This window comes from Nocardiopsis exhalans (assembly GCF_024134545.1).
Classification (GTDB): domain Bacteria; phylum Actinomycetota; class Actinomycetes; order Streptosporangiales; family Streptosporangiaceae; genus Nocardiopsis; species Nocardiopsis exhalans.
In genome coordinates this window covers 874,381-896,904 of the sequence record NZ_CP099837.1, presented here as the reverse complement: position 1 = coordinate 896,904, position 22,524 = coordinate 874,381, and the positions used below count along the sequence as shown (strand labels likewise).

General features: G+C 70.5%; 23 protein-coding genes and 1 riboswitch. Of the genes, 11 read left to right on the top strand and 12 right to left on the bottom strand.

Annotated elements, in window-relative coordinates; translation table 11 throughout:
* Genes NE857_RS03990 through mnhG form a run of 4 tightly spaced genes read left to right on the top strand, consistent with a single transcriptional unit; the run spans position 1 to position 2,993 of the window.
* Positions 1-1,662, top strand: coding sequence for a Na+/H+ antiporter subunit D (locus NE857_RS03990; protein WP_254419850.1), 1,662 nt, complete (start codon positions 1-3; stop codon positions 1,660-1,662).
* The gene (locus NE857_RS03985; protein ID WP_254419849.1) at positions 1,659-2,270 is read left to right on the top strand and encodes a Na+/H+ antiporter subunit E; all 612 of its coding nucleotides are present in this window, start codon (positions 1,659-1,661) and stop codon (positions 2,268-2,270) included. The genes NE857_RS03990 and NE857_RS03985 overlap by 4 nt, the downstream gene beginning before the upstream one ends.
* A complete protein-coding gene (locus tag NE857_RS03980) occupies positions 2,267-2,590 on the top strand; it encodes a monovalent cation/H+ antiporter complex subunit F (protein WP_254419848.1) in 324 nt (107 codons plus the stop codon). Before NE857_RS03985 ends, NE857_RS03980 begins: the two co-directional genes overlap by 4 nt.
* Positions 2,583-2,993: a monovalent cation/H(+) antiporter subunit G gene (gene mnhG, locus NE857_RS03975; RefSeq protein ID WP_254419847.1), complete on the top strand. Its 411-nt coding sequence runs from the start codon at positions 2,583-2,585 to the stop codon at positions 2,991-2,993. Before NE857_RS03980 ends, mnhG begins: the two co-directional genes overlap by 8 nt.
* A gap of 76 nt (positions 2,994-3,069) precedes the next feature.
* On the opposite strand, the gene NE857_RS03970 is transcribed toward mnhG, so the two are convergent.
* The 3 genes from NE857_RS03970 to NE857_RS03960 all read right to left on the bottom strand — a co-directional run bounded on the left by NE857_RS03970 (position 3,070) and on the right by NE857_RS03960 (position 6,526).
* A complete protein-coding gene (locus tag NE857_RS03970; RefSeq protein WP_254419846.1) occupies positions 3,070-3,480 on the bottom strand; it encodes a DUF779 domain-containing protein in 411 nt (136 codons plus the stop codon).
* Positions 3,480-5,003 carry an acetaldehyde dehydrogenase ExaC gene (gene exaC / locus NE857_RS03965; protein WP_254419845.1) on the bottom strand — a complete coding sequence of 508 codons (1,524 nt, stop codon included), beginning with the start codon at positions 5,001-5,003 and terminating at the stop codon, positions 3,480-3,482. Before exaC ends, NE857_RS03970 begins: the two co-directional genes overlap by 1 nt.
* Before the next feature lie 191 nt (positions 5,004-5,194).
* Positions 5,195-6,526: a GAF domain-containing protein gene (locus NE857_RS03960; RefSeq protein WP_254419844.1), complete on the bottom strand. Its 1,332-nt coding sequence runs from the start codon at positions 6,524-6,526 to the stop codon at positions 5,195-5,197.
* Between the two features lie 324 nt (positions 6,527-6,850).
* On the opposite strand from NE857_RS03960, the gene NE857_RS03955 reads away from it, so the two are divergent.
* The 4 genes from NE857_RS03955 to NE857_RS03940 all read left to right on the top strand — a co-directional run bounded on the left by NE857_RS03955 (position 6,851) and on the right by NE857_RS03940 (position 10,478).
* On the top strand, positions 6,851-7,615 hold the full coding sequence (locus NE857_RS03955) for a hypothetical protein (protein ID WP_254419843.1): 765 nt from the start codon (positions 6,851-6,853) through the stop codon (positions 7,613-7,615).
* A 242-nt stretch (positions 7,616-7,857) separates the two neighbouring features.
* Positions 7,858-8,163, top strand: coding sequence for a hypothetical protein (locus tag NE857_RS03950; protein ID WP_254419842.1), 306 nt, complete (start codon positions 7,858-7,860; stop codon positions 8,161-8,163).
* 213 nt (positions 8,164-8,376) lie between these two features.
* Positions 8,377-9,570, top strand: a complete 1,194-nt coding sequence (locus tag NE857_RS03945; protein WP_254419841.1) for a hypothetical protein — start codon at positions 8,377-8,379, stop codon at positions 9,568-9,570.
* A gap of 212 nt (positions 9,571-9,782) precedes the next feature.
* Positions 9,783-10,478, top strand: a complete 696-nt coding sequence (locus tag NE857_RS03940) for a hypothetical protein (RefSeq protein ID WP_254419840.1) — start codon at positions 9,783-9,785, stop codon at positions 10,476-10,478.
* A 142-nt stretch (positions 10,479-10,620) separates the two neighbouring features.
* On the opposite strand, the gene NE857_RS03935 is transcribed toward NE857_RS03940, so the two are convergent.
* Together NE857_RS03935 and NE857_RS03930 are read right to left on the bottom strand one after the other, a co-directional pair.
* The gene (locus NE857_RS03935; protein ID WP_254419839.1) at positions 10,621-10,944 is read right to left on the bottom strand and encodes a transcriptional regulator; all 324 of its coding nucleotides are present in this window, start codon (positions 10,942-10,944) and stop codon (positions 10,621-10,623) included.
* Positions 10,941-11,951 (bottom strand): CPBP family intramembrane glutamic endopeptidase, encoded by a 1,011-nt coding sequence (locus tag NE857_RS03930; protein ID WP_254419838.1) that lies wholly within the window; start codon positions 11,949-11,951, stop codon positions 10,941-10,943. Before NE857_RS03930 ends, NE857_RS03935 begins: the two co-directional genes overlap by 4 nt.
* A 211-nt stretch (positions 11,952-12,162) precedes the next feature.
* On the opposite strand from NE857_RS03930, the gene NE857_RS03925 reads away from it, so the two are divergent.
* Positions 12,163-12,864 (top strand): class I SAM-dependent methyltransferase, encoded by a 702-nt coding sequence (locus NE857_RS03925; protein WP_254419837.1) that lies wholly within the window; start codon positions 12,163-12,165, stop codon positions 12,862-12,864.
* Between the two features lie 29 nt (positions 12,865-12,893).
* Here NE857_RS03925 and NE857_RS03920 read toward each other — a convergent pair whose 3' ends face one another.
* Positions 12,894-13,793: a dienelactone hydrolase family protein gene (locus NE857_RS03920; protein WP_254419836.1), complete on the bottom strand. Its 900-nt coding sequence runs from the start codon at positions 13,791-13,793 to the stop codon at positions 12,894-12,896.
* Positions 13,794-13,964: 171 nt separating this feature from the next.
* Between NE857_RS03920 and NE857_RS03915 the strand changes: the two genes are divergently transcribed.
* Both NE857_RS03915 and NE857_RS03910 read left to right on the top strand, forming a co-directional pair.
* Positions 13,965-15,008 carry a methyltransferase gene (locus tag NE857_RS03915; RefSeq protein ID WP_254419835.1) on the top strand — a complete coding sequence of 348 codons (1,044 nt, stop codon included), beginning with the start codon at positions 13,965-13,967 and terminating at the stop codon, positions 15,006-15,008.
* 141 nt (positions 15,009-15,149) lie between these two features.
* Positions 15,150-16,328 (top strand): beta-1,3-glucanase family protein, encoded by a 1,179-nt coding sequence (locus NE857_RS03910; RefSeq protein ID WP_254419834.1) that lies wholly within the window; start codon positions 15,150-15,152, stop codon positions 16,326-16,328.
* A gap of 106 nt (positions 16,329-16,434) precedes the next feature.
* Here NE857_RS03910 and NE857_RS03905 read toward each other — a convergent pair whose 3' ends face one another.
* The 6 genes from NE857_RS03905 to NE857_RS03880 form a co-directional block, all read right to left on the bottom strand.
* On the bottom strand, positions 16,435-16,785 hold the full coding sequence (locus NE857_RS03905; RefSeq protein WP_254419833.1) for a hypothetical protein: 351 nt from the start codon (positions 16,783-16,785) through the stop codon (positions 16,435-16,437).
* Between the two features lie 85 nt (positions 16,786-16,870).
* The gene (locus NE857_RS03900; protein WP_254419832.1) at positions 16,871-17,326 is read right to left on the bottom strand and encodes a hypothetical protein; all 456 of its coding nucleotides are present in this window, start codon (positions 17,324-17,326) and stop codon (positions 16,871-16,873) included.
* Between the two features lie 206 nt (positions 17,327-17,532).
* Positions 17,533-18,477: a 3-hydroxyisobutyrate dehydrogenase gene (mmsB, locus tag NE857_RS03895; protein ID WP_254419831.1), complete on the bottom strand. Its 945-nt coding sequence runs from the start codon at positions 18,475-18,477 to the stop codon at positions 17,533-17,535.
* Positions 18,474-19,613, bottom strand: a complete 1,140-nt coding sequence (locus NE857_RS03890; protein WP_254419830.1) for an enoyl-CoA hydratase/isomerase family protein — start codon at positions 19,611-19,613, stop codon at positions 18,474-18,476. The genes mmsB and NE857_RS03890 overlap by 4 nt, the downstream gene beginning before the upstream one ends.
* A complete protein-coding gene (locus tag NE857_RS03885) occupies positions 19,613-20,755 on the bottom strand; it encodes an acyl-CoA dehydrogenase family protein (RefSeq protein ID WP_254419829.1) in 1,143 nt (380 codons plus the stop codon). The genes NE857_RS03890 and NE857_RS03885 overlap by 1 nt, the downstream gene beginning before the upstream one ends.
* Positions 20,752-22,251, bottom strand: coding sequence for a CoA-acylating methylmalonate-semialdehyde dehydrogenase (locus NE857_RS03880; protein WP_254419828.1), 1,500 nt, complete (start codon positions 22,249-22,251; stop codon positions 20,752-20,754). Before NE857_RS03880 ends, NE857_RS03885 begins: the two co-directional genes overlap by 4 nt.
* A riboswitch (adenosylcobalamin (AdoCbl) riboswitch) is annotated at positions 22,250-22,397 on the bottom strand. Its footprint overlaps the gene before it by 2 nt.
* Between the last annotated feature and the right edge of the window lie 127 nt (positions 22,398-22,524).

Below are 22,524 nucleotides of genomic sequence, written 5' to 3'. Positions count from 1 at the left end.
ATGGGATGGGACTACTTCAACGGCATCCTCCACTACCTCATCCCCCTGCCGGTGGTGCTGCCGCTCTTCGCGGCCGGGGTCAAACTCGCCATGGGCATCCGCTGGCCGCGGGTCCAGCAGTGGCTGAGCGTGATCTCCCTGGCGCTGGTGCTGGTGATCGGTGCCGCGCTGATGGTGGGCGCCGACATGTTCGGACCCCAGGTCGTGCACGTGGGCGGCTGGCAGGCACCGGTAGGTGTCAACCTGGTGGCCGACCGGCTGTCCGCGCTGATGGTGACGGTCTCGGCCGCGATCACGCTCGCCGTTCTGGTCTACTCGATCGGCCAGGGGATGGCGGGCAAGGCCGAGGTCGCACCGCTGTCGGTCTACCAGCCCACCTATCTGATCCTGGTGGCCGGTGTCTCGAACGCCTTTCTGGCCGGTGACCTCTTCAACCTGTACGTGGGCTTCGAGATCCTGCTGACCGCGAGCTACGTACTGCTGACCCTCGGCGGCACCCAGTCGCGGATGCGGGCGGGCGCCATCTACGTGGTGGTCTCGCTGGTCTCCTCGGTGCTGTTCCTGATCGCCATCGCCCTGGTCTTCGGTGCCACGGGCACGATCAACATGGCGCAGCTCGGCGAGCGCCTGCCCGGGATCTCGCCGGACCTGGCCCTGGTCCTGCAGGTGATCCTGCTCCTCGCGTTCGGTATCAAGGCCGCCGTGTTCCCGTTGGCCGCCTGGCTACCGGACTCCTACCCCACCGCGCCCGCACCGGTCACCGCGGTGTTCGCCGGGTTGCTGACCAAGGTCGGCGTGTACGCGATCATCCGCACCCAGACCCTCCTCTTTCCGGGAACCCAGCTCAACAACGTGCTGATGTGGGTGGCCCTGGCGACCATGGTGATGGGCATCCTGGGTGCCGTGGCGCAGACAGACATCAAACGTCTGCTGTCGTTCACACTGGTCAGCCACATCGGTTACATGGTGTTCGGCGTGGCGTTGGGCACCGAGCAGGGCATGGCGGGAGCGGTGTTCTACATCGCCCACCACATCACGGTTCAGACCACACTGTTCCTCGTCACCGGTCTGATCGAACGCCGGGGCGGGTCCACCTCCCTGGACCGGCTGGGCGGACTGGCCAAGATCGCTCCCCTGCTCGCGATCCTCTTCTTCATCCCCGCGATGAACCTGGGCGGCATTCCACCGCTGTCCGGTTTCCTCGGCAAGATCGGTCTGCTGCAGGCCGGTGTCGAGGTGGGCACTCCGCTCGCCTACACGCTGGTCGGCGCGTCGGTCATGACGAGCCTGCTGACGCTCTACGTCATCGCGCGGGTATGGAGCTACGCGTTCTGGCGCACCCCGGCCGAGGGCATGGTGGCCGAACCCGGAACCGTGCTGGACGACTCCGAGGCGGACGACTCCTCGACCGCGGCACTGGGCCCCTCGGAGGAGGCCGTGGGTCCGTCCTCCAGGCTGAGCGACACCACGACGGTGATCGCCCCCGTCGTGACATCCGTGGTGCTGCCCAAGAGCATGGTCGGTGCCACGATCGCGCTCGTCGGGTTCGGGCTCGCCATGACCGTGTTCGCCGGCCCCCTCATCGGTTACTCCTCCGAGGCGGCCGTGGAACTCCAAGCGCAGTGGCCCTACATCGAAGCGGTCCTGGGAGGCTCCCGATGAACGACCTGAGGGCCAGGAAGGTGCGGGGGCTCAACGCGGCCCGGCGCCGCCTCGGCAAAGTACAGATCCCGGTCGCCCTGGGGATGACCGTGGTGTGGATGCTGCTCTTCAAGGGCTTCGAGCCCCGACCGGAGTCCCTGGGGATCGCGGTTCTGGGCTTCCTGGTGTCCGCGGTGATCATGATGGTGTTCCCGATGCCCCCGATCTCCCCGGGGTTCCGTTTCTGGCCGGTGCAGTGCGTCCGCCTCTTCTTCCACGTCCTGTGGAAGATGGTGGTCGCCAGCTCCCAGGTCACACTCCAGGTGTTCCGCCCCGGTCCGCCGGTACGCAGCTCGGTGGTGGCCGTCCAGCTGCGCACGGACTCGGATCTGATGCTGGTGTGCACCGCGATCACCACATCGGTGATCCCCGGCAGTGTGATCGTCGAGGTGGCACAGCCCGAGCACACCCTGTACGTGCACGTCCTGGGCGCTGAGAGCGAGGCCGAGGTGCGCAAGGCCAAGCAGATCATCCTCACCCTGGAGGAGCGGATCGTCCGGGCCGTGGGCACCCGCGAGAACATCGCCGCCCTGGAGGCCGCGACGCCGGCCGGAAAGGAGAACGCGTGAGCGCGCTGTGGACCGTCATCGCCGTCCTGCTGGGTGTGGCCTCGCTACTCGGTACCGCCCGCCTCCTGCTGGGGCCGAGCATCCTGGACCGGGCCCTGTCCGTCGACGTCCTACTGGCCTCGGCACTGACCGGGCTGGGCGCCTACGCGGCCTTCAACCGCGACCCCACCATCCTGCCCACGCTCCTGGTCCTGTCACTGCTGGGATTCGTGGGGTCGATCAGCATCTCGAAGTTCGTCGCCCGACGCCCCGAGGAGCACGTCAGGCCCGAGGAGACCATTCACCCGGCCACCAGGGAACAGGGAGAAGACCATGCATGAGCAGCTCGTCATCGTGCTGGACTGGGTCGCGATCCTGTGCATCCTGGCCGGTGCGATGTTGTCGTTCGTCGCCGCGGTGGGCCTGATCCGTTTCCCCGACCTGCTCTCCCGCATGCACACGGCGGCCAAGCCGCAGGTACTGGGCATGCTGCTGGTACTGCTCGGTATCGGTCTGCGCATCATGCCGGTGGAGGAGACCGGGGTGTTCGACTTCGGCACGCTGATCCTGGTCGGGCTCTTCCAGGTCATCACCGTCCCCGTGGCCGGCCACATCGCGGCCCGGGTGGGGTACCGGACCGGCCGGATCCGCCACGACCTGGTGGTCACCGACGAACTGGAGGAGCGCCTGGAGGCCACCCGCCGCGCCGAAGCGGCCAGGAGGAGCGGCGAGGGCGGCTCCTAGCCGTCAGGAACACGTAGCCGGGGCCGGGAGGTGTGCCGCCTCCCGGCCCCGGTCTTCCCCTCCTCCAGCGGGTCGGTCACTCCAAGCGCTCCGCCTCCTCGTCGGTCATCAGCCGTGACCTGATCAGGAAGCGGTTGCCGGTCGGGGCCTCCACGGAGAAGCCCGACCCCCGTCCCGGGACGACGTCGATGGTCAGGTGGGTGTGACTCCACAGCTCGAACTGCGACCGCGACATCCACACCGGCACCGGTTCGGGGAGTCCCGCGTCCAGGTCGCCCAGGTGCACGTCGGCGGCACCGGTCCGGAACTCGCCCAGCGGGTAGCACATCGGTGAGCTGCCGTCGCAGCAGCCGCCGGACTGGTGGAACATCAGCGGGCCGTGGTCGGCGGTGAGCTCCCTGAGCAGGGCCGCCGCCTTCTCCGTGAGCGCGACCCGCTCCACCGTCGCCTCGCCGCCGTGCGAGCCGTCCGAACCGCGGCCGTCCATCAGAAGAACCCCAGCGCCTGATCCGAGTAGCTGACCAACAGGTTCTTGGTCTGCTGGTAGTGGTCGAGCATCATCTTGTGGTTCTCGCGCCCGATCCCGGACTGCTTGTACCCGCCGAAAGCCGCGTGCGCGGGGTAGGAGTGGTAGTTGTTCACCCACACGCGCCCGGCCTGGATGTCGCGTCCCGCCCGGTAGGCGGTGTTGCCGTCGCGCGACCACACGCCCGCTCCGAGCCCGTACAGGGTGTCGTTGGCGGTCTTGATGGCGTCCGCGTAGTCGTCGAAGCGCGCCACCGACACCACGGGGCCGAAGATCTCCTCCTGGAAGATCCGCATGGTGTTCTGGCCCTCGAAGACCGTCGGGGCGACGTAGTAGCCGCCCGCGAGGTCGCCCTCCATCTCGGCCCGGCCGCCGCCGGTGAGCACCTTGGCGCCCTCCTTACGGCCGATGTCGATGTAGGAGAGGATCTTCTCCAGCTGGTCGTTGCTGGCCTGGGCACCGATCATGGTCTCGGTGTCCAGCGGGTTGCCCTGTGCGATCTGCCCGACCCGCTCCAGGGCGTCGCTCATGAAGCCGTCGTAGATCGAGTTCTGCACCAGGGCGCGCGAGGGGCAGGTGCACACCTCGCCCTGGTTGAGCGCGAACATCGTGAAGCCCTCCAACGACTTGTCGTAGAAGGCGTCCTGCTCGGCGGCGACGTCGGCGAAGAAGATGTTCGGGCTCTTGCCGCCCAGCTCCAGGGTGACCGGGATGAGGTTCTCGGAGGCGTACTGCATGATCAGGCGGCCGGTGGTGGTCTCGCCGGTGAAGGCGACCTTGCGCACCCGCGCGCTGGAGGCCAGCGGCTTGCCCGCCTCGACCCCGAACCCGTTGACGATGTTGACCACACCGGGCGGGAGCAGGTCGCCGATCAGGTCGATGAGGACCAGGATCGACGTCGGCGTCTGCTCGGCGGGCTTGAGGACGACGGCGTTGCCCGCGGCCAGGGCCGGAGCCAGCTTCCAGACCGCCATGAGGATCGGGAAGTTCCACGGGATGATCTGGCCGACCACGCCCAGCGGCTCCTGGAAGTGGTAGGCGACGGTGTCGCCGTCGATCTGGGAGCTGTGGCCCTCCTGGGCCCGAATGGCTCCGGCGAAGTAACGGAAGTGGTCGATGGCCAGCGGAATGTCCGCGGCCAGACACTCGCGGACCGGTTTGCCGTTCTCCCAGGACTCGGCGACGGCGAGCTTCTCGAGGTTCTCCTCCATCCGGTCCGCGATCTTGTTCAGGATGACGGCCCGCTCGGCGGCTGAGGTGCGGCCCCAGGCGGGGGCGGCACCGTGCGCGGCGTCGAGGGCGAGCTCGATGTCCTCGGAGCCGCTCCGGGCGACCTCGGTGAAGGTGCGCCCGGTGACGGGGGTGGGGTTCTCGAAGTAACGTCCCTTGACCGGCTTGACCCACTCGCCGCCGATCCAGTTCTCGTAGCGCGACGCGTACTGGACGACACTCCCGGACTCACCGGGGGGAGCGTAGATCGCCATGGTGGTCTGCCTCCTTGTGTTGCTGCGCAGGTTCGCCGGGACGCCTGCCCGGCGCCACGAAGAACAGTGGGGTGTGACGCTAGTTACACCCAGGTTGCGACCACGTTGCGGGCGTTGCGAGGAAGCGCCGTGAGGAGGGGGCCAGGGCTCGCAGGCTCGGGAGCACGGAGGAGCTCGGGGCGCTCGAGAACTCAGCCGCCCAGCCAGCGGAGCCGGCCGCGCAGGGCGGCGTGGCGGGGCGAGCTGGAGTCGAGCGCGCGCAGGGCCGCGGTCAGGACCCGGGGGTCCTCCCGCCATTCGGGATGCTCCGACCAGGCCAGGAGCACCCGGGGGTCGGCCTTGGCGGCGAGCACCTCGCACACCTCAGCCTGGAGTTCGTCCCTGGCCTCGATCACCCCGGGCGCCTCGGAGCGGGGCAGCACCGGTCCCTCGTAGACGTTGACCGCCTGTCGGTAGGAGCCCTCGACCAGGTGGCGGCGGACCTCGTCGATGTCGGTGACGAGCGGGCGGCACAGCCGGTAGGGGCGGGAGGCGAGCAGTTCCGAGCCCACCAGGCGGCGCAGCCGGGACATCTCGGCGCGGATGGTGACCGGGGAGGCGTCGTGCTCGTGCAGCAGGGCGCCGAGGGCCTCCCCGGTGAGGCCGCGCGGGTGGCGGGCCAGGAGCAGGAGGATTTCGGAGTGACGGCCGCTGAGCTCCACCGAGCGCCCGTCCGCTTCGAGCAGCCCCTGGTCGCGGCCGAGGACACGCAGGCAGGACGGTCCCGGAACGGGTTCGGCGAAGTCGGTGAGGGTGGCGGGATCAGCGCAACCCCCGGGGCCCGCGAGTCCCGTTCCGGCCCGGGGCGCGGGCAGCAGACCGCTGATGCGCTGGGCCCGGATCTCCATCTCAGCCGCGGTGGCGGCCGCCCGAACCAGGGCCAGGGCCTGCGGGGAGGCCAGGAGGTCCTCGCCGGTGAGGTCGAGGACGCCGATCAGCGCTCCGGTGTCGGGGTCGTGCAGCGGGACCGCCGAACAGCTCCAGCGCTGGACGCCCCGGCTGAAGTGCTCGCTGGCGAAGACCTGCACCGCGTGGTCGACGGCCAGCGCCACCCCGGGGGCGTTGGTCCCGGCCGAACGCTCGTGCCAGTTGGCGCCCTCGACGAAGTGCATGGACTCGGCGTTGCTGAGCAGCTTGTGGTCACCCTCCACCCACAGCAGACGGCCGGAGACGTCGCCGACCGCCATGATCTGCGGCCCGGGCGCGCTGTCCAGGAGGAGGCGGCGCAGCAGGGGCATGGCCACGGCGAGCGGGTGCGCGCTGCGCTGGGTGTCCAGGTCCGGGCCGGTGAGTTCGAGCCGGGCCAGGGTGCGGTCGGGGTCCACCCCGTGCATGGCGCTGCGGCGCCAGGACTCACCCACCACCGACCGGACCCGTGCGCTGAGCCGCCCGGAGTCGGTGAAGCGTTCGTGCGCGACAGCCACGTCCCGGCGTAGGGCGTCGGGGTCGGTGTCCCATGACCACGCGTTCCATGCCCTGGACATCGGTGCGTCCCTTCGTCGCGACGGGTGAGGCCCCGGGTGGAGGTCCACCTCGGGCCACCGAGTCAATCCGCGCGGGAGGGTCTTGACAAGGGGTTCGGCCAGAACTACTGACAAGTTGCCCAGCCACATCACGTATGTACCCCAACGCGTCGCCCGGGAACGGACCTGGCGGTCCGGTGCGGCGGTCAGTGCTGGTGGGATCGGGTGGGGTCGACGGAACCGGGTTCCACTGGAGACCGGTTCCCGGCGCTTCCCGGGATTCTGCGACACTTCGTGTACGGACACTTCCCCTCCGCCCCCACCCGGAAGGCGTCAGTACCCCCTATGTCCACACCCCCTACGCCCACGCCCCAGCCACACCCTGTCCCGCAGGACCCGCCTCAGGGTTCCGGACAGCAGTACCCCGAGCAGTACGGCCCCGGCCAGTACGACCCCGGGCACCGGGCACCGGGGTTCGCTCCTCCCGTTCCCCCGCACATCGCGGCGGCCCATCCCGCTGCCCCGCCGCCAGCGGCACCCCCGCCCGCGCTGCCGCCGGTCCGCCCGCACCGGAACTGGTACTGGGGCACCGCCCTGTTCCTCCCGGCGGGCGTGCTGATCACCACGCTGGGCGTCCAGATCGGCGGTGCGCCGCTCTCCAGCCCATGGCTGCTGGCGCCCTTCATCTCGCTCCTGCCCACGGTGGTCTGGCCGGTGGTGATCTACCTGATGCGGGACGGCTCCGAGCGCCGCCGCAGGGGTCTTCTCCCGCCACCGCCCACCCTGATGCACATCGCGCCCCACCCCGGTGCCCCGACCTATCCGGTGTGGTTCCAGCCCCGCACCTCACCGCCCCTGGATCCGCGGAATCTGCGGCCCAGACGCTTCTGGTACGCCGTCGCGGTACTCTCCCCGGTGCTCTCCCCCCTGATCTCGGGTATCGCCTTCAACGTGGTGGGGGACTGGCTGGGTGCCCTGCTCGGCATCCTGCTCTTCTTCGTCATCCCGCCCGCCCTGGTCGTCGTGGTACTGGTCCGGCGTGCCGCGCACCGCAAACGGATCGTCCACGAGCACCTCCTCAAGGAGTGGAAACAGGCCCACGGGGGCTGACCCGAACGGTCACCAAGCCCACAAGCGCCCGTTTCCTCACCTGTCACACGATTCTGCGACACTGCGTACATGACCCATGCCCCTGGGCATCCAGGTGCGCGCCCCGTTCCCCTGGCGAGCCGACAGGAAGACGCGGCTACTGGTGGTCAGGCGCACTCATCCTCGCCTCCGCGCTGGTCTTCGGCCTGGCCCCGCTACTGGTCCACCTCCCGATCAGGCCGAGCCCCGAGATCGCCGACGAAATGGGATCGGGTGAGGCGATCGAATTCGGGGTAGCCGGTGGTAAGGAGGAACATGGGGCCGTCTACATCAACGCCGACCATGGCTTCCACGACTTCCGTGACTGCCGGTCAGGGCTGGTGGACACCGTGGAAGGCCGGTTCCCCTCCGCTCCGGGAGGGAACGAGAAGGGCCCCTACGGCGACTGGGAGCTCATTGGGACACTGGACACACCCGAACCCGGAAACCACTTCGCCCGCCGCGGAGTCAGCAGTGACGAGCCAGCGGGAAGCGGTGTCGGGTTCGCCCGGGCACCACCGGACAGCTGAACGCGGTCCAGGCTCAGGAAGCGGCTGCTCTGCCGGTTGTCCTCATCGGTACTCCGTTGTTCATGGCCGCGGGGGCAGCTGTCGGGGTGATCACGGCCGTCCGTCGAAGCTCCGACCGCGAACCGGCCCCAGCCGCTCAGCCTCCCGGTCCGCAGACGACGTCTCCCCGGCACCGCCCCCGCCCGCACTGATCTGAAAGCACCAGGACCCCGAATGACCACCCCCGAGGAAAACCCACCGTCCGGCGAGACCGGGCAGCAGCCCCCTCCCGCTCTTCCACCGTCTCCGCCTTATCCCGCCCCGAAGTTCCGACCGGCCGAGGCACCGCAGGACGCTCCGCAGCGGCACCCGGCCGCCGCTGCGAACACCGTCCCCGCCGCACCGAGCGCCGAGGCCTCCCTCCCCGGGGTGAAGCCCGCCCGGCTCTGGTACTGGGTGTTCGGCGCGATCTTCCCGGTCAACCTGCTGATCAGCATCCTGTTGCTCAGCGACAACCCCGGAGCCTCCCCCGCGCTGATCGTCAGCGGCATCGTAACCCCGATCCTGACCTTCTTCGTCTCCCTGATCGGCTGCGTGGTCGTACTGGTCATCCGATCCTCCAGGATCTCCCGCCGCCGCGCGGAGCAGACCCGGCGTGCGCACGTGGCCCCTGGCGGCGTACCCGTGTCCCCGAACGGCACCCCGATGCCCTATCCCGGGCAGCAGGCCCCCTCCCTCCAGCCGGGCTACGCCCCGCAGCGGCCGCCCGTCGCGCACATGCCGCCGGTCAGGATCCCGGTGAAGGACGTCCGTCCCCGGCGCCGGTGGATGGTGGTCGGCGCACTCATCCTCCCGCTCGCGTTCGCCCTGGGCACGACCGGTTTCTGGACGTTCGGAAGCAGCGCGGCCGAGGCCTCCCCCGAATTCGCCTCCGGGGTTGTCGAGGGCACCGGGAGTGTCACCTTCCAGGTGGAGGAGGACCAGGTGGGCTCGTTGGGCCTGTACTCGACCGGCCGACCCGACGACGAGAGCAGCTTCACCTGCGACCTGTCCGGAGCCGGCTACACAGGGTTCACCGAGAAGCCGGTCGGTTACAGCCACGGCGATTGGCGGCTGGTCGAGTCCGCGGTGGTCACCTCCCCCGGCACCCACACGCTGGACTGTGAGGGCCCGGACCACCTGGAGTTCGCGATCGCGGACACCGACGTCGCCGTCGCCTACGACGAGGCGATGCTGGCCTCGGTCGGGTTGATGATGCTCTCCTGCTTGGTGGGATTCATCGTGTCACTGACCGTCATGATCACGGTGGGGGTCAAGCGCGGCAACTACCGCGCACGGCTGATCCGTGAGCACCAGGCCCGGATGTACCAAGACTGGGCCCGAGCCCAGGCGCGGGGCCAGAACGCTCCCCAGCACCACCCGACCTGACCCCCGGGCCCTGGACACACGGAGCCGGACACCCCTGTCACGGGCAGCCGACCACACAGCTAACGACAACTGACAAAAGACGGACCATGTCGCACCCTTCCCCTGAGAACCCCGCGCAGCAGCAACAGCAACACGCGTACCCACAAGCCCCGTACCCCCAGGCCCCGTACCCCCAGGCCCCGGTCCACTATCAGCAGGTCCCGCCCCGCCCCATGCCCGTGATCGACGGGAAGGAACTGCGCCCCCGCTCCCGCTGGTACTGGATCGGTGGCCTGACCATCCCGGTCGGAGGCCTGGTCGCCGTACTCGTCTTCGTCGGCCTGCTCCTCTCCGCGACCGCCGAGCCCGAGTTCATCGCCGAGTTCGAGGGCGGTGACAGTGCCGTCTTCCAGGTCGAGGAGGGGCAGGAAGGCTACTGGGGCCTGTACGTCGAAGGCGGGGCCAACCGCTTCGCCTGTGAACTCGACACACCTTCCGGCCCGGGGTACGGAAACGACAACCTGGAGACGGCCCCGCACTCCTACAGCGGCACGGCCTACGACAGCTGGAGGCTCACCGCCGAACTCTCCACCCCAGAACCCGGTGAGTACGTCCTGCGCTGCGATGACCTGCACCCGGGCACCTACGGGATCGGCACCCTCGAGCAGACCGCCTCCGCCGAGGCCAAGCTGATCACCGCGACGCTGGTCCTGGTCATCCTCGCCCCGGTGAGTCTCATCGCGGGCGCGGTCATCCTCATCGTCACCGGGGTCCGGCGGTCCTCGCACCGCTCCCGACTGATCCGGGAGCGGTTGCAGGCCTCCGTTGTACCGCAGCCGCCGATCCCGGGAGCCCGGCCCGGGCCTCGTGCGGGAGCGCCACAGGGGCCTCCGGCCAGTGGCAACGCCCCTGACGGTACACGGCACTGATCGTCTGATCTGCTCCCGGAGCAGCGATACGCAGCGCCCCGTTCGGCCCCTGCCGTCCGGGGCGCTCTGCGTCCGGCCGCGCCGAGCGAACAGCGGCGGGCCCCGGCCCAAGAACCATCCGCCGCCCCGTCGCGTACCCGGCCTAGTCGTGCGGGGGTTCCCCGGTGACGACGTGCTCGGCGTGGTTGAGCGGCTCCAGCACCAGGCGGCGCAGGTGGCCGTCGGCCATCCGGTAGATGGAGTGGCGCGAGTCCCGGCGGTACGCGACCAGTCCGGACAGGCGCCGTTTGGCCAGGTGCTGAAAGAGGGCGGTGCGCGAGGCCCCCGCGGACCCGGTGAGCCGACTGACGTCGGCCCCGCCCACGTTGGCCAGGGTCCGCAGCAGGTGCGGCCGGGTCGGGTCGGCGGGCTGTGCGGGGGCCGACGTCGAAGTGCTGGCGGACGCCGACCACCCGTCCCCGGTCACCCTCCCGAAGCGGCCCCCCGTGGTTCCCCGCCCGAGACGACCGCGTCTTCGTCACCGGTCGGGACACCGCCTCCGGCAACGCGGTTCCGCAACAGCAGGGTGATGCCGAGGGCGACCAGGCCCACGACGGCCAGACCGATCAGGCCGCCGTTGCCACCGGGGTAGAGGCCGGGGTGGGTCGGACCGTCGGCGTGCATCAGGGTGGCTCCGAAGACCGGCAGGAACGCGATGGTGGCGGCGTGCCCGAACACCGCCGGCCACACCGAACGGGAGGCCAGCCGCAGCCAGCCGAGAATGATCCCGTACAGCACCACGCCCAGCAGGAACGAGAGGTGGTCGAGGAGGGTCATACCCCCGAGTGTCGTGTGGATGTACAGCTGCGGGCTGTGCCACAACCCGTGGATAACGCCGCTGATCAGGAGTGCGGGCCACACGCCCAGCGGCAGCAGACGGGGCAGCAGGTAGCCCCGCCAGCCGAGCTCCTCGCCGAAGTACAGCAGGAACGTCACCGGGAAGGAGAGCAGGAGCCCGCCCAGGACCGCCAGGTAGACCCCGGTGGGAAATCCGGTCTCCGGCAGTACCGCGTCCGGGGCCCTGTCCGCGAGCACTTCGCGCAGGCCGGAGAAGTCCTCCGGGTCGAGCGGGGCGACGCCGAGCGCGACGGCGGCCAGGAGGACCAGTCCGGGCAGGAGCACGAACACCGCGAAGCCCAGCAGCGAGTACCCCGCGACCCTGCGCAGGGGCCGTAACGGGGTCAGGGCCAGGGCACGAGCCACGTTCCCCGGCCGCCACACGAAGAGCGTGACCAGGAGCGCCGCGACCGCCGGGGTGAACACGTAGACGTGCGTGGCGGTCCCGAAGGCGGGGTCGGTCGGCGGGGTGCCGTTCAGGATGAGCGGGGTGAAGACGAGCCAGGCCAGCCCGAAGGCGAGCAGCACGAAGATCGAGATCTCCCGGAGGGGCGCCTTGCCGCGACCGGGGTCGGAGTTCACAGCCGGGGAGTTCATCCTTCGACGCTAGGAAGAAGGGCCCTCAGCCGGAATGCGGCTGCCCTCCGGACCGACCTGCGGCCACCCCCACGCAACCCTGCGGAGAACCCCAGGGCGACAGGGCCCGAGGTGCCGGGATCCGAGGCGGCCGGGAGCCGGTCGCCTCCTTCGGAGGTCGGTTCGGCGGGGCTGTTGCCGGCCTGCCCGGCCCGCCCTAGCCTCTTCGGGTGTGAACGAACCCTCCTCTCCCCGACCAGCTTCCGCGCGGCTCACCGCAACAGCGAACGCCTACGACTCCGTGGCCGCGCTGTATACCGAGCTCACCCGGAACGAGCTGGACGCCCACCCGCTGGACCGCGGGTTGCTCGCCGCCTTCGCCGAGTACGTACGGGGCAGCGGTCCCGAACCCGGGCCCGTCGCTGAGCTGGGCTGCGGCTCCGGTCGGATCACCGCGCTCCTACGGGACCTGGGCCTGGCGGTCTTCGGGGTCGACCTTTCGCCGGTGATGATCGACATCGCCCGGCGGACCTACCCCGACCTGCGCTTCGAGGTCGGCTCCATGGACGCCCTGGACCTGGCCGACGGTGGGCTGGCCGGGGCCGTGTCCTGGTACTCGGTCATCCACGCCCCGCCGGAGGATCTGCCCGCCTACCTCGCCGAGTTCCGCCGGGTGCTCGCGCCCGGCGGCCACCTGCTGCTGGCCTTCTTCGATTCGCAGGGCGCCCCGGTCACCGAGTTCGACCACAAGGTGGTGACGGCCTACCGCTGGCCGATCGACCACCTCGCGGCGCTGGCCGCCGAAACGGGCTTCGTGGAGGTCGGCCGGATGCTGCGTGAGCCCGTCGAAGGGGAACGCTTCCGCCGAGGCCGCCTGCTGGTACGCGTACCGACGCGCGCTGGGGGCGACGCGAGTAGCCGCCCGCCCCGGTGAGCCCCGATGGCAGTCCGAGGAGTCCGGGCTCAGAGGCCGGGCCGGTCCTCGTCCTTGGCACCCTGACCGTCAGCAGCCCGCCCGTTCGCTGACTGACCGTCCGCAGTGGCACCGTTCACGCGGGGGCGGCGAACCTCACCCGTGGCTCCCCCGCCGTCCCCGTGGTGTCGTCCACCGAACCCACCGCCGCTGTCCTGCGGGCCCTTGTCCTCGCCCAGGTGTTCGGCGAAGAAGGCCTCGATCCGCTCCCAGGCGTCGGCGGCGGACTCCGGGTGCGGTCCGGTGCCCATCGCGCGCAGCACCACGCGCAGCGGTTTGGGGCCGTTGGGTGCCTCGTTGAGGAAGGAGTGCCCGGCGTGCGGGTACTCCTTGACGTCGTTGGGCACCCGCGCGTCGTAGAGGGCGGCCCGGAGCTTGTTGGCGGCCCCGTTCAGCTGGCGGTCCCTGGCCCCGTAACTGGCGACCACCGGGCAGGAGCGGGCGGCGACCGCCTGGATGTCGTGGGGCAGGAACCCGTAGTTGGGCGCCGAGACGTCGAAGTCGGGCGCGGCGGCGATCGCGAAGCCGCCGCCGAGGCAGAAGCCGATCACCCCGACCTTCCCGGTGCAGTCGGGCTGGGCCCGCAACCACTCGCGTCCGGCGAGCAGGTCGGTGAAGGCCCGCCCGTGCCCCTCGCTGAGGGCGCGCATGACCCCGCGGACACAGCGCAGCATGCCGCCGTCGCTGTAGAGGTCGGGGACCACGGTGAGGTATCCGGCTCGGGCCATCCTGTCGGCGTGCAGGCGCATCTGTTCGTCGACCCCGAAGGCCTCGTGCGCCACCACCACCCCGGGCCAGGGCCCCTCACCTTCGGGCCGGGCCAGGTAGGCGCGCAGGTTGGGCGAACCGTCACTTCCCTGTGTCAGGTCGCTGAGGTCGATCTCCGGCATGGCTGTCTCCCGATCGTCCGCCCCGGGCCAGTGTTTCCACTGACTCTAGACACCCTGTCCCCGTTGGGAAGGGAATCGGCGGAATATCCCGGCGGTGGGAGCCCCAACCGGCACACCTGGGTAGCCTCCCTTCCGAGAGGGCAGGCCGACCCGAGGACTGGAGTGTGCTCGATGGGCGCAGTGGCTGAGGAACGCGGGGAACACCGGGACGGTGAGGAGGCGCGGGAAGCCGCGGCACGGGTGTGGGCCAAGGCCAGCCTGGTCACCCCGATGGCGATCCGGGCGGTGGCCACGCTGCGGGTCGCCGACCACCTGGCGGAGGGGCCGCGCACCGCTCAGGAGCTGGGCGAGGCGGTGGGCGCGCGCCCCGAAGCCCTGGCCCGGGTGCTGAGGCACCTGGTGGGCGAGGGCCTGTTCACCCTGGAGGGCGACCGCTTCTCGCTCACCGGGACCGGTGCCGCGCTGCGTTCGGACCACCCCTATTCGCGGGTCGGCTGGTTCGCGGCCGACAGCGCGCACGGGCGCGCCGACCTCTGCCTGGCCGAGCTGACCGAGGCGCTGCGCACCGGGGAGCCCGCCTACGGGCTGCACTTCGGCGGGTCCACGTTCTGGGACGACCTGTCCGCGGACCCGGACCTGTCCGCCTCCTTCGACGACATCATGGGCGCCCGCATGGCGGCGCAGGCGCGCATCCTGGCCGGGATGTACGAGTGGCAGGCGCTGGAGCACGTGGTGGACGTGGGCGGCGGGGACGGCACGCTGCTGCGCACTCTGCTGGAGCGCTTCTCCCGGCCGCGCGGGACCGTGGTCGATCTGCCCGGCCCTGTGGCGGCCGCCCGCGAGACCTTCCGCCGGGCCTCGCTGGCCGACCGCGCCGGAGCGGTGGAGGGCAGTTTCTTCGACCCGCTGCCCGAGGGCGGTGACGCCTACCTGCTGTGCTGGGTCCTGCACGACTGGGACGACGCCTCGGCCCGCACGATCCTGCGCCGCTGCGCCGAGGCGGCCGGGCCGACCGGGACCGTCCTGGTCGCCGAGTACGGCGGTGGCGCCGAGATGTCCGAGCTCGACGTGCGGATGCTCGCGTACTTCAACGGCCGGGAGCGCGACGGCGAGGAGTTGGCGGCCCTGGCGGCGGAAGCGGGACTCAGTATCGCCGGAGACCACGAATCACACGGGATCAGGCTCCTGGAGTTCACCGTCGGCCATCCGATGTGACTTGTGCCACACTACACTTCCGTCACCACGGGCAACACGGACAACACCCGAATCCACCCGGCTCCCCCTGTTGACGCGAACACCTCCTGACTGGCTCCATGGGGCGCACCTCTTCACACCCGCTACTGAGGAGTTGTCAGCATGATCAACCGCAGGCTCTTCCTGGGCGGCGTCACGCTCGCCGCCGGGGTTCCGCTGCTGGGCGCAGCCGGTTGCGCCACCAGACCCCAGAGCATCACCCCGACTTCCGGCACGGCCAATGTGGGAGCGCTCCCGGTAAGCGTGACCAACAACAGCGGCCGCTACGGGGACGACGAGGTCCTCGTGTACGTCGTCGGCACCGATCTCGTGAACGACGTCCACTGCTGGGTCGACTCCAACGGCACGCCCCACCCGGTCAGCGTGGACGACAACACCGACGACGGGTACACCGACTACGCGATCCCCCTGGGCGCTCTGCCCGCCGACATGACGCTGCCGTACATGTCCGGCCGGATCTACTTCGCCCTCGGCGGCAAGCTCGGCATCCGCGTCGTCGAGGACGGGAACGGCAACCCCGCCCTCCAGCTCCCGGCGGGCTGGGTCGAGGCCGACCACGGCTTCGACGTCCTGCACGACTCGGTGGAGTTCACCCACAACGAGGACGGCATGTTCTGCAACACCTCGATGGTGGACCAGTTCAGCGTGCCGATCGGCATCCGGCTCACCGGGGACGCCGACCAGAGCACCGGCTTCCTCCTGCCCGGCGGCCGCGACGCGATCTTCGAGACGCTCGCCGCCGACCCGGACTTCTCCGCGCTGGTCTTCGACGACCACCGGATCATCGCACCGGGACACGCGCTCGACGCCGGGATCTTCCCCACCGACTACTACGACCCGTACGTGGACCGGGTGTGGTCGCACTACACGGGTACCGACCTGAGCGTCACCACCAACGCCGGCACCTTCACCGGCCGGGTGGAGGGCGACCAGCTGCTGTTCGACGGCGGGGTGTCCCCCATCCCCCGGCCCAGCACCCGTGACGTGTTCTTCTGCGACGGCGCCCTGGACGCGCCCAACGACGGCATCACCGGCCCGGTCGCGGCGATCGTCGGCGCGGCGCTCAACCGCTCCACCCTGCTGGACACCGCCCAGCAGCCCACCGACGATCCGGCCGAGTTCTACCAGGCCGACATCGCCAACCGCTACGCCGGGGTCTTCCACGACCACACCGAGGACGGCAAGGCGTACGGGTTCGCCTTCGACGACGTCGAGGACTTCGCGTCCTACGTTCAGGACCACGGCCCCTCGGGGCTGGAGATCACCCTGACGCCCTTCTGAGGACCGCGCACAAGGGCGGCACGCAGACGCGCGCCCCGGACACCCCAAGCCTGATGGGAGCGGGGGTACCCGGGGCGCGCTCAAACTTCAGTGGCTAAGAGCCCACTCAGTGGCTCTGGTAAGGCTGCGGGTTCTGGGTCTCCTCGTACCACTCCTTGGCCGACGTGCTCTCGTTGAGGGCGAGGATGGCACCGGTGACCAGGAGGGCGACCACGAAGGCGAGGGGGATCGTCAGACCGAGCAGCAGGCTGAGCAGTGCGAAGGCGAAGCTGATTCCCACCACCACCCGCACCAGGTTCTGGGGCCGGTGGCCGCCCTGGTTGATGGCGACGACCACGTAGATCTTGAAGGCGGACAACGCCAGGTCCAGGAGGATCCCCAGGCCGAAGATGCCCAGCCCGAACATCGCCACCAGCTGGAGAAGGATGACCAGAACAGCCTGGATGGAAAGGATCACCTGGACCGCGGTCAGCGTGCCGGGTTTGGGCTCATGGGGGGAACTCCTCGTGGTGCGTCGTTCGGGGCACTTCAACCCCGGAACGCTACTCGCCGTGGGACACCGCCACATGACGAGCGGTGCCGGTCGGAACGGCCGGGGTCCCGGACCGGTACCAGTTCCGGGCGGAGCGACTCTCGTTGAGGGTCAGCAGCAGAGCGCCGATGGCGATGTCCACGAGAGAGATTCCTCCCGTGAGCAGATGGGCGAGGGCGAAGAGCAGGTGGAGCCCCACCAGCACTCGCATGTACCGCTGGCGAGTCCTTCCGCCGCGACGCAGGGTCACCACGACGTAGAGCTCGAAGAGCGCCAGAGCGAAGTAGGCGACGGTGAAGGCGGCCGCGGCCGCCTTCACCGTCCCCATCTCCTGGAAGACCTCGTCTTCGGTCATCACCGCGATCCCGATCAGCATCAGGGGAGCACTGATAAGCGTCAGGGTGACCTTGATGTACAGCAGCGCGCGAACGACTCTGAGCGCACGGGGCATGGGGCTCGTACTCATGGGGGACTTCCTCGTCATCGGGCGGCGGGACCGCCGGGCAGCAGGCCCGAAGACCAGGCCTGCCTGTGCCGAAATCGGAGCATACAGACGGGCTCCGACACCCGTTCCTCCAGGGGAAGGGCCAGCATCGGACGTGAAAGGGCCCGGGCTCCCCGTCCCCACAGGTTGCCCGGGCCCTCACCCGTCCGACTGAGCTCACCCCGAACTCACTCCGGAGCGGGCTCCGGTGCCGTCTCCGGCTGCTGCGAGCGCTCGCGCACCGACTCCACGATCGCCGAGAAGTCGCGCGGTTCACCGTCCAGGCTGTCCGCGAAGGCCCGGTAGATCTCGGCCGCGTGGCTGCCGATCAGCGCGTCCACCCCGGTCTGGTCGAGCGCGTTGGCGGCCAGGCCCAGGTCCTTGGCCATCAGCGCGGCCGCGAACCCCGGCTTGTAGTCGTTGTTGGCCGGGCTGGTGGGGACCGGCCCCGGAACCGGGCAGTAGGAGGTCAGCGACCAGCACTGCCCCGACGCCGTGGACATCACGTCGTACAGCGCCTGGTGGGTCAGGCCCAGCCGCTCACCCAGCACGAAGGCCTCGCTCACCGCGAGCATCGACGCGCCCAGCACCATGTTGTTGCAGATCTTCGCCGCCTGGCCGCCGCCCGCGCCGCCGCAGTGCACGACCTTGCCGCCCATGACGTTCAGCAGCGGCTCCGCCGTGGCGAGGTCGGCCCCCTCCGCGCCCACCATGAAGGTGAGCGTGCCGCCCTGGGCCCCCGCCACTCCCCCGGAGACCGGGGCGTCCATGGCCCGGTGCCCGGCCTCGACCGCGGCGGTGTTGGCCGTGCGGGCGTCGGCCACGTCCACCGTGGAGCAGTCCAGGAACAGCGTGCCGGGACGGGCCGCGGCCAGCAGACCGCCGCCCGCCGAGTCCGGGGCGCCCTGGTAGGCGGTGATCAGGTGGCGGCCGCTCGGCAGCATGGTGATGACCACGTCCGCTTCGGCCACCGCCTCGGCCGCGGAGCCCGCGACCCGGACCCCGGCTCCGGCTGCCTTCTCCTGTGCTTCGGGGACCAGGTCGAACCCGCTGACGTCGTGCCCGGCGGCGACGAGGTTGGCGGCCATCGGACCGCCCATGTTGCCGAGCCCGACAAAGGCGATCGCGGTCACCGCGCACCTCCGGAGTCGCTGTCACTGCTCGCCGCACCGGCTTCGGCGCCGGCTTCAGCGAGGCCGAGCGAACCGTCCGGAGCCGGTTCGAAGGCGCGTGCCACGTCGGCATCGCCGACCTCCTCCAGCGTGGCCGGGGACCACTTCGGGTTCCGGTCCTTGTCGATCACCTGCGCCCGGATGCCCTCCACCAGGTCGGGCCAGGCCAGCGTGGCCGTGGAGACCCGGTACTCCTGTTCCAGGACCTCCTCCAGCGTGGCCAGCTCCCGCGCCCGGCGCAGCGCCGCAAGAGTCGTCTTGACCGAGGTCGGCGACTTGGCTTCGATGGTGTCGGCCGCCTTGGCCGCCTCCGGGTCGCCGTGCCCGCGCAGCCGCGCCACGATCTCCTCGGCGGTGTCCGCGGTGTAGCAGGCGTCGATCCACGGCCGCTGGGACTCCAGGGCCCCGGCCGGGACGATCTCGGCGAATCGGCCGATCACGTCGGCGACGCCGGTCTCCGTGCTCGCCTCCGAGAGCGCGGAGATCAGGTCGGGCAGACGCTCGGAGGGCACGTAGTGGTCGGCCATCCCGGTGTACACCGCGTCCGCCGCACCGACCGGGGTGCCGGTGAGCGCCAGGTGGGTGCCGGTCTCGCCGGGCGCCCGCGACAGCAGGTAGGTGCCGCCGACGTCGGGCACGAATCCGATGGTGGTCTCCGGCATGCCCACCTTGGAGCGCTCGGTGACCACGCGGACGCCGCCGTGCGCGGACACGCCCACGCCGCCGCCCATGACCACGCCGTCCATGAGGGCGACGTAGGGCTTGGGATAGCGGGCGATCTGCGCGTTGAGGTGGTACTCGTCCCGCCAGAAGTCAGCGGCCTGGCGGTCCCCGTCCACGGCGCTGGACCGGATGGCGCGAATGTCGCCGCCCGCGCACAGGCCCCGCTCCCCGGCGCCGTCGAGCAGCACCACGGACACCCGTTCGTCCTTCTCCCAGGTGGTGAGGGCGTCCGCGAACGCGAGGACCATCCCGTGGTCCAGGGCGTTGATCGCGCGCGGCCGGTTGAGCGTGGCGTGGGCGAGCGCGCCGTTGACACGCAGCAGCACCGTGGCGTCGTCCGGGGTCTGCCCGGTGGGGGTGGCGTCGCTGGTCATCAGGCGGCCCCGGTGAGTCGGCGAGCGATGATGAGGCTCATGATCTCGTTGGTTCCTTCCAGGATTCGGTGCACCCGCAGGTCGCGCACGATCTTCTCAATGCCGTACTCCGTGAGGTAGCCGTACCCCCCGTGGAGTTGGAGGGCCTGGTCGGCCACGGTGAACCCGGCTTCGGTGGCGAAGCGCTTGGCCATGGCGCACAGGTGCGCGGCCTCGGGGGCGCCCTCGTCCAGGGCGGAGGCGGCCCGCCACAGCAGGGAGCGGGCGGCCTCCAGGTCGGTGGCCATCTCCGCGAGCCGGAACTGGAGCGCCTGGGCGTTGATCAGCGCAGCGCCGAAGGCCTCGCGGCTGCCCAGGTAGACGGTGCTGCCCTCCAGCGCGGCCAGGGCCCCGCCGAGCGAGCAGGCGGCGATGCCCAGGCGGCCGCCGTTGAGCCCGTTCATCGCGATGCGGAAGCCGTCGCCCTCCGCTCCGAGGCGCCGGTCGGCGGGCAGGCGGACCCCGTCCATGAGGACCTGGCGGGTGGGCTGGGCGTTCCAGCCCATCTTGGCCTCGTTGGCGCCGAAGGACACCCCGGGGTCGTCGCGGTGCACGACGAACGCGGAGATCCCCGCGGCGCCGTCGCCGCCGGTGCGGGCCATCACCACGTACACCTCGGAGGCGCCCGCCCCGGAGATGAACTGTTTGGAGCCGGTGAGGACGTAGTCGTCCCCGTCTCGGACCGCGCGGGTGCTGAGCGCGGCGGCGTCGGACCCGGCCCCGGGTTCGGTGAGGCAGTAGCTGCCCAGGGTCTGCATGGAGCACAGGCCCGGCAGCCAGCGGGCCCGCTGCTCGTGGTCGCCGTAGCGGTCGACCATCCAGGCGACCATGTTGTGGATGGACAGGTATCCGGCGACGGACGGGCAGCCGGTGGCCAGGGCCTCGAAGGCGAGGACACCGTCGAGCCTGCTCAGGCCGGTTCCGCCGGACTCCTCGCGGACGTAGAGGCCGCCCATGCCGAGTTCGGCGGCCTTGCGGAGCACGTCGACCGGGAAGTGCTTGGTCTGGTCCCAGTCCACGGCGAACGGGGCGAGGTGTTCGTCGGCGAACCCGCGCGCGGTTTCGGCCAGCGCGCGCTGTTCGTCGGAGATCGCGGCGCTCACCTGACGACCGGGATCGTGAACTCCGCGCCCTCCTTGACCCCGGAGGGCCAGCGCGAGGTGACGGTCTTGGTGCGGGTGTAGAAGCGGATGGAGTCCGGACCGTGCTGGTTGAGGTCGCCGAAGCCGGACCGCTTCCAGCCGCCGAAGGTGTGGTAGGCGACCGGCACCGGGATGGGCACGTTCACGCCGACCATGCCGGTGTTGACCCGCTGCGAGAAGTCGCGGGCGGTGTCGCCGTCGCGGGTGAAGATGGAGACGCCGTTGCCGTACTCGTGCTCACTGGGCAGGCGCAGGGCCTGCTCGTAGTCGTCGGCGCGCACCACGGACAGCACCGGGCCGAAGATCTCCTCCTGGTAGATGCGCATGTCGGGGGTGACGCGGTCGAACAGCGAGGCACCGGTGAAGAAGCCGTCCTCGTAACCCCTGACCTTGTGGCCGCGGCCGTCCACGACCAGCTCGGCTCCTTCCTCGATCCCCAGCCCGACGTAGGCGTCGACCCGCTCCAGGGCGTCCTTGGACACCAGGGGGCCGAAGTCGGCTTCGGGGTCGTCCGAGGCGCCGACGGTCAGTCCGGCGATGCGTTCGGTGAGCTTGGCGACGAGGGCGTCGGCGGTCTCCTCGCCCACCGGGACCGCGACGGAGATGGCCATGCAGCGCTCGCCCGCGGAACCGTAACCGGCGCCGATGAGGGCGTCGGCGACCTGGTCGAGGTCGGCGTCGGGCATGACGATCATGTGGTTCTTGGCCCCGCCGAAGCACTGGGCGCGCTTGCCGTGCGCGGTGGCCGTGGAGTAGACGTACTCGGCGATCGGAGTGGAGCCCACGAAGCCCACGGCGGCCACGCGGGGGTCGGTGAGCAGGGTGTCCACCGTCTCCTTGCCGCCGTTGACCACGTTGAGCACGCCCGGGGGCAGCCCGGCCTCGAGGAACAGCTCGGCCAGCCGCAACGGCACTGAGGGGTCGCGCTCGGATGGCTTGAGGATGAACGCGTTTCCGCAGGCCAGCGCGGGCGCGGCCTTCCAGAGCGGGATCATCGCGGGGAAGTTGAACGGGGTGATGCCCGCGACCACGCCCAGGGGCTGGCGCAGGGAGTGGACGTCGATCCCGGATCCGGCGTTGTCGGTGAACTCGCCCTTGATCAGGTGCGGGATACCGGCGGCGAACTCCACCACCTCGAGTCCGCGCTGGAGGTCGCCGTGCGCGTCGGCGACGGTCTTGCCGTGCTCGGCGGACAGCGCGCGGGCGATGGCCTCGCGCTCGGGTTCGACCAGCTGGAGGAACTTCAGCAGGACCCGGGCCCTGCGCTGGGGGCTCCAGGAGCCCCACTCGACCTGGGCCTGTGCGGCGTCGGCGATGACCGCCTCGGTCTCCGCCCGGTCCGCCAGGGGGACGCGCGCCTGCACCTGCCCGGTGTTGGGGTCGTACACGTCACCGAAGCGGCCGGTCCGGCCGGGGACGTTCTTGCCATGCACGAAATGCGTCAGATCGCTGACCATACGTGTTCGCTCCATCCTCGTGGATCACACGACTCTCGGGCCGCGAGCGGTGGTCTGACTTCCGGACGTTCTGTCCGGTCACAGTGGCGGGACCGTGCTGGATTCGCACCAGCTTCCCCGCTCCTCGGCGCCCTCACCATATAGTTGGACGTCCTACTAAATCCAGCCTTCAGGTGCCCCGGCCACAGGATCTTGCGTATCCGCAGGTCAGGTATGGAGCTGGAAGACGAGCTGGTCGACACTGCCCCTCCGGCCCCGCCAACCGCACCCAGC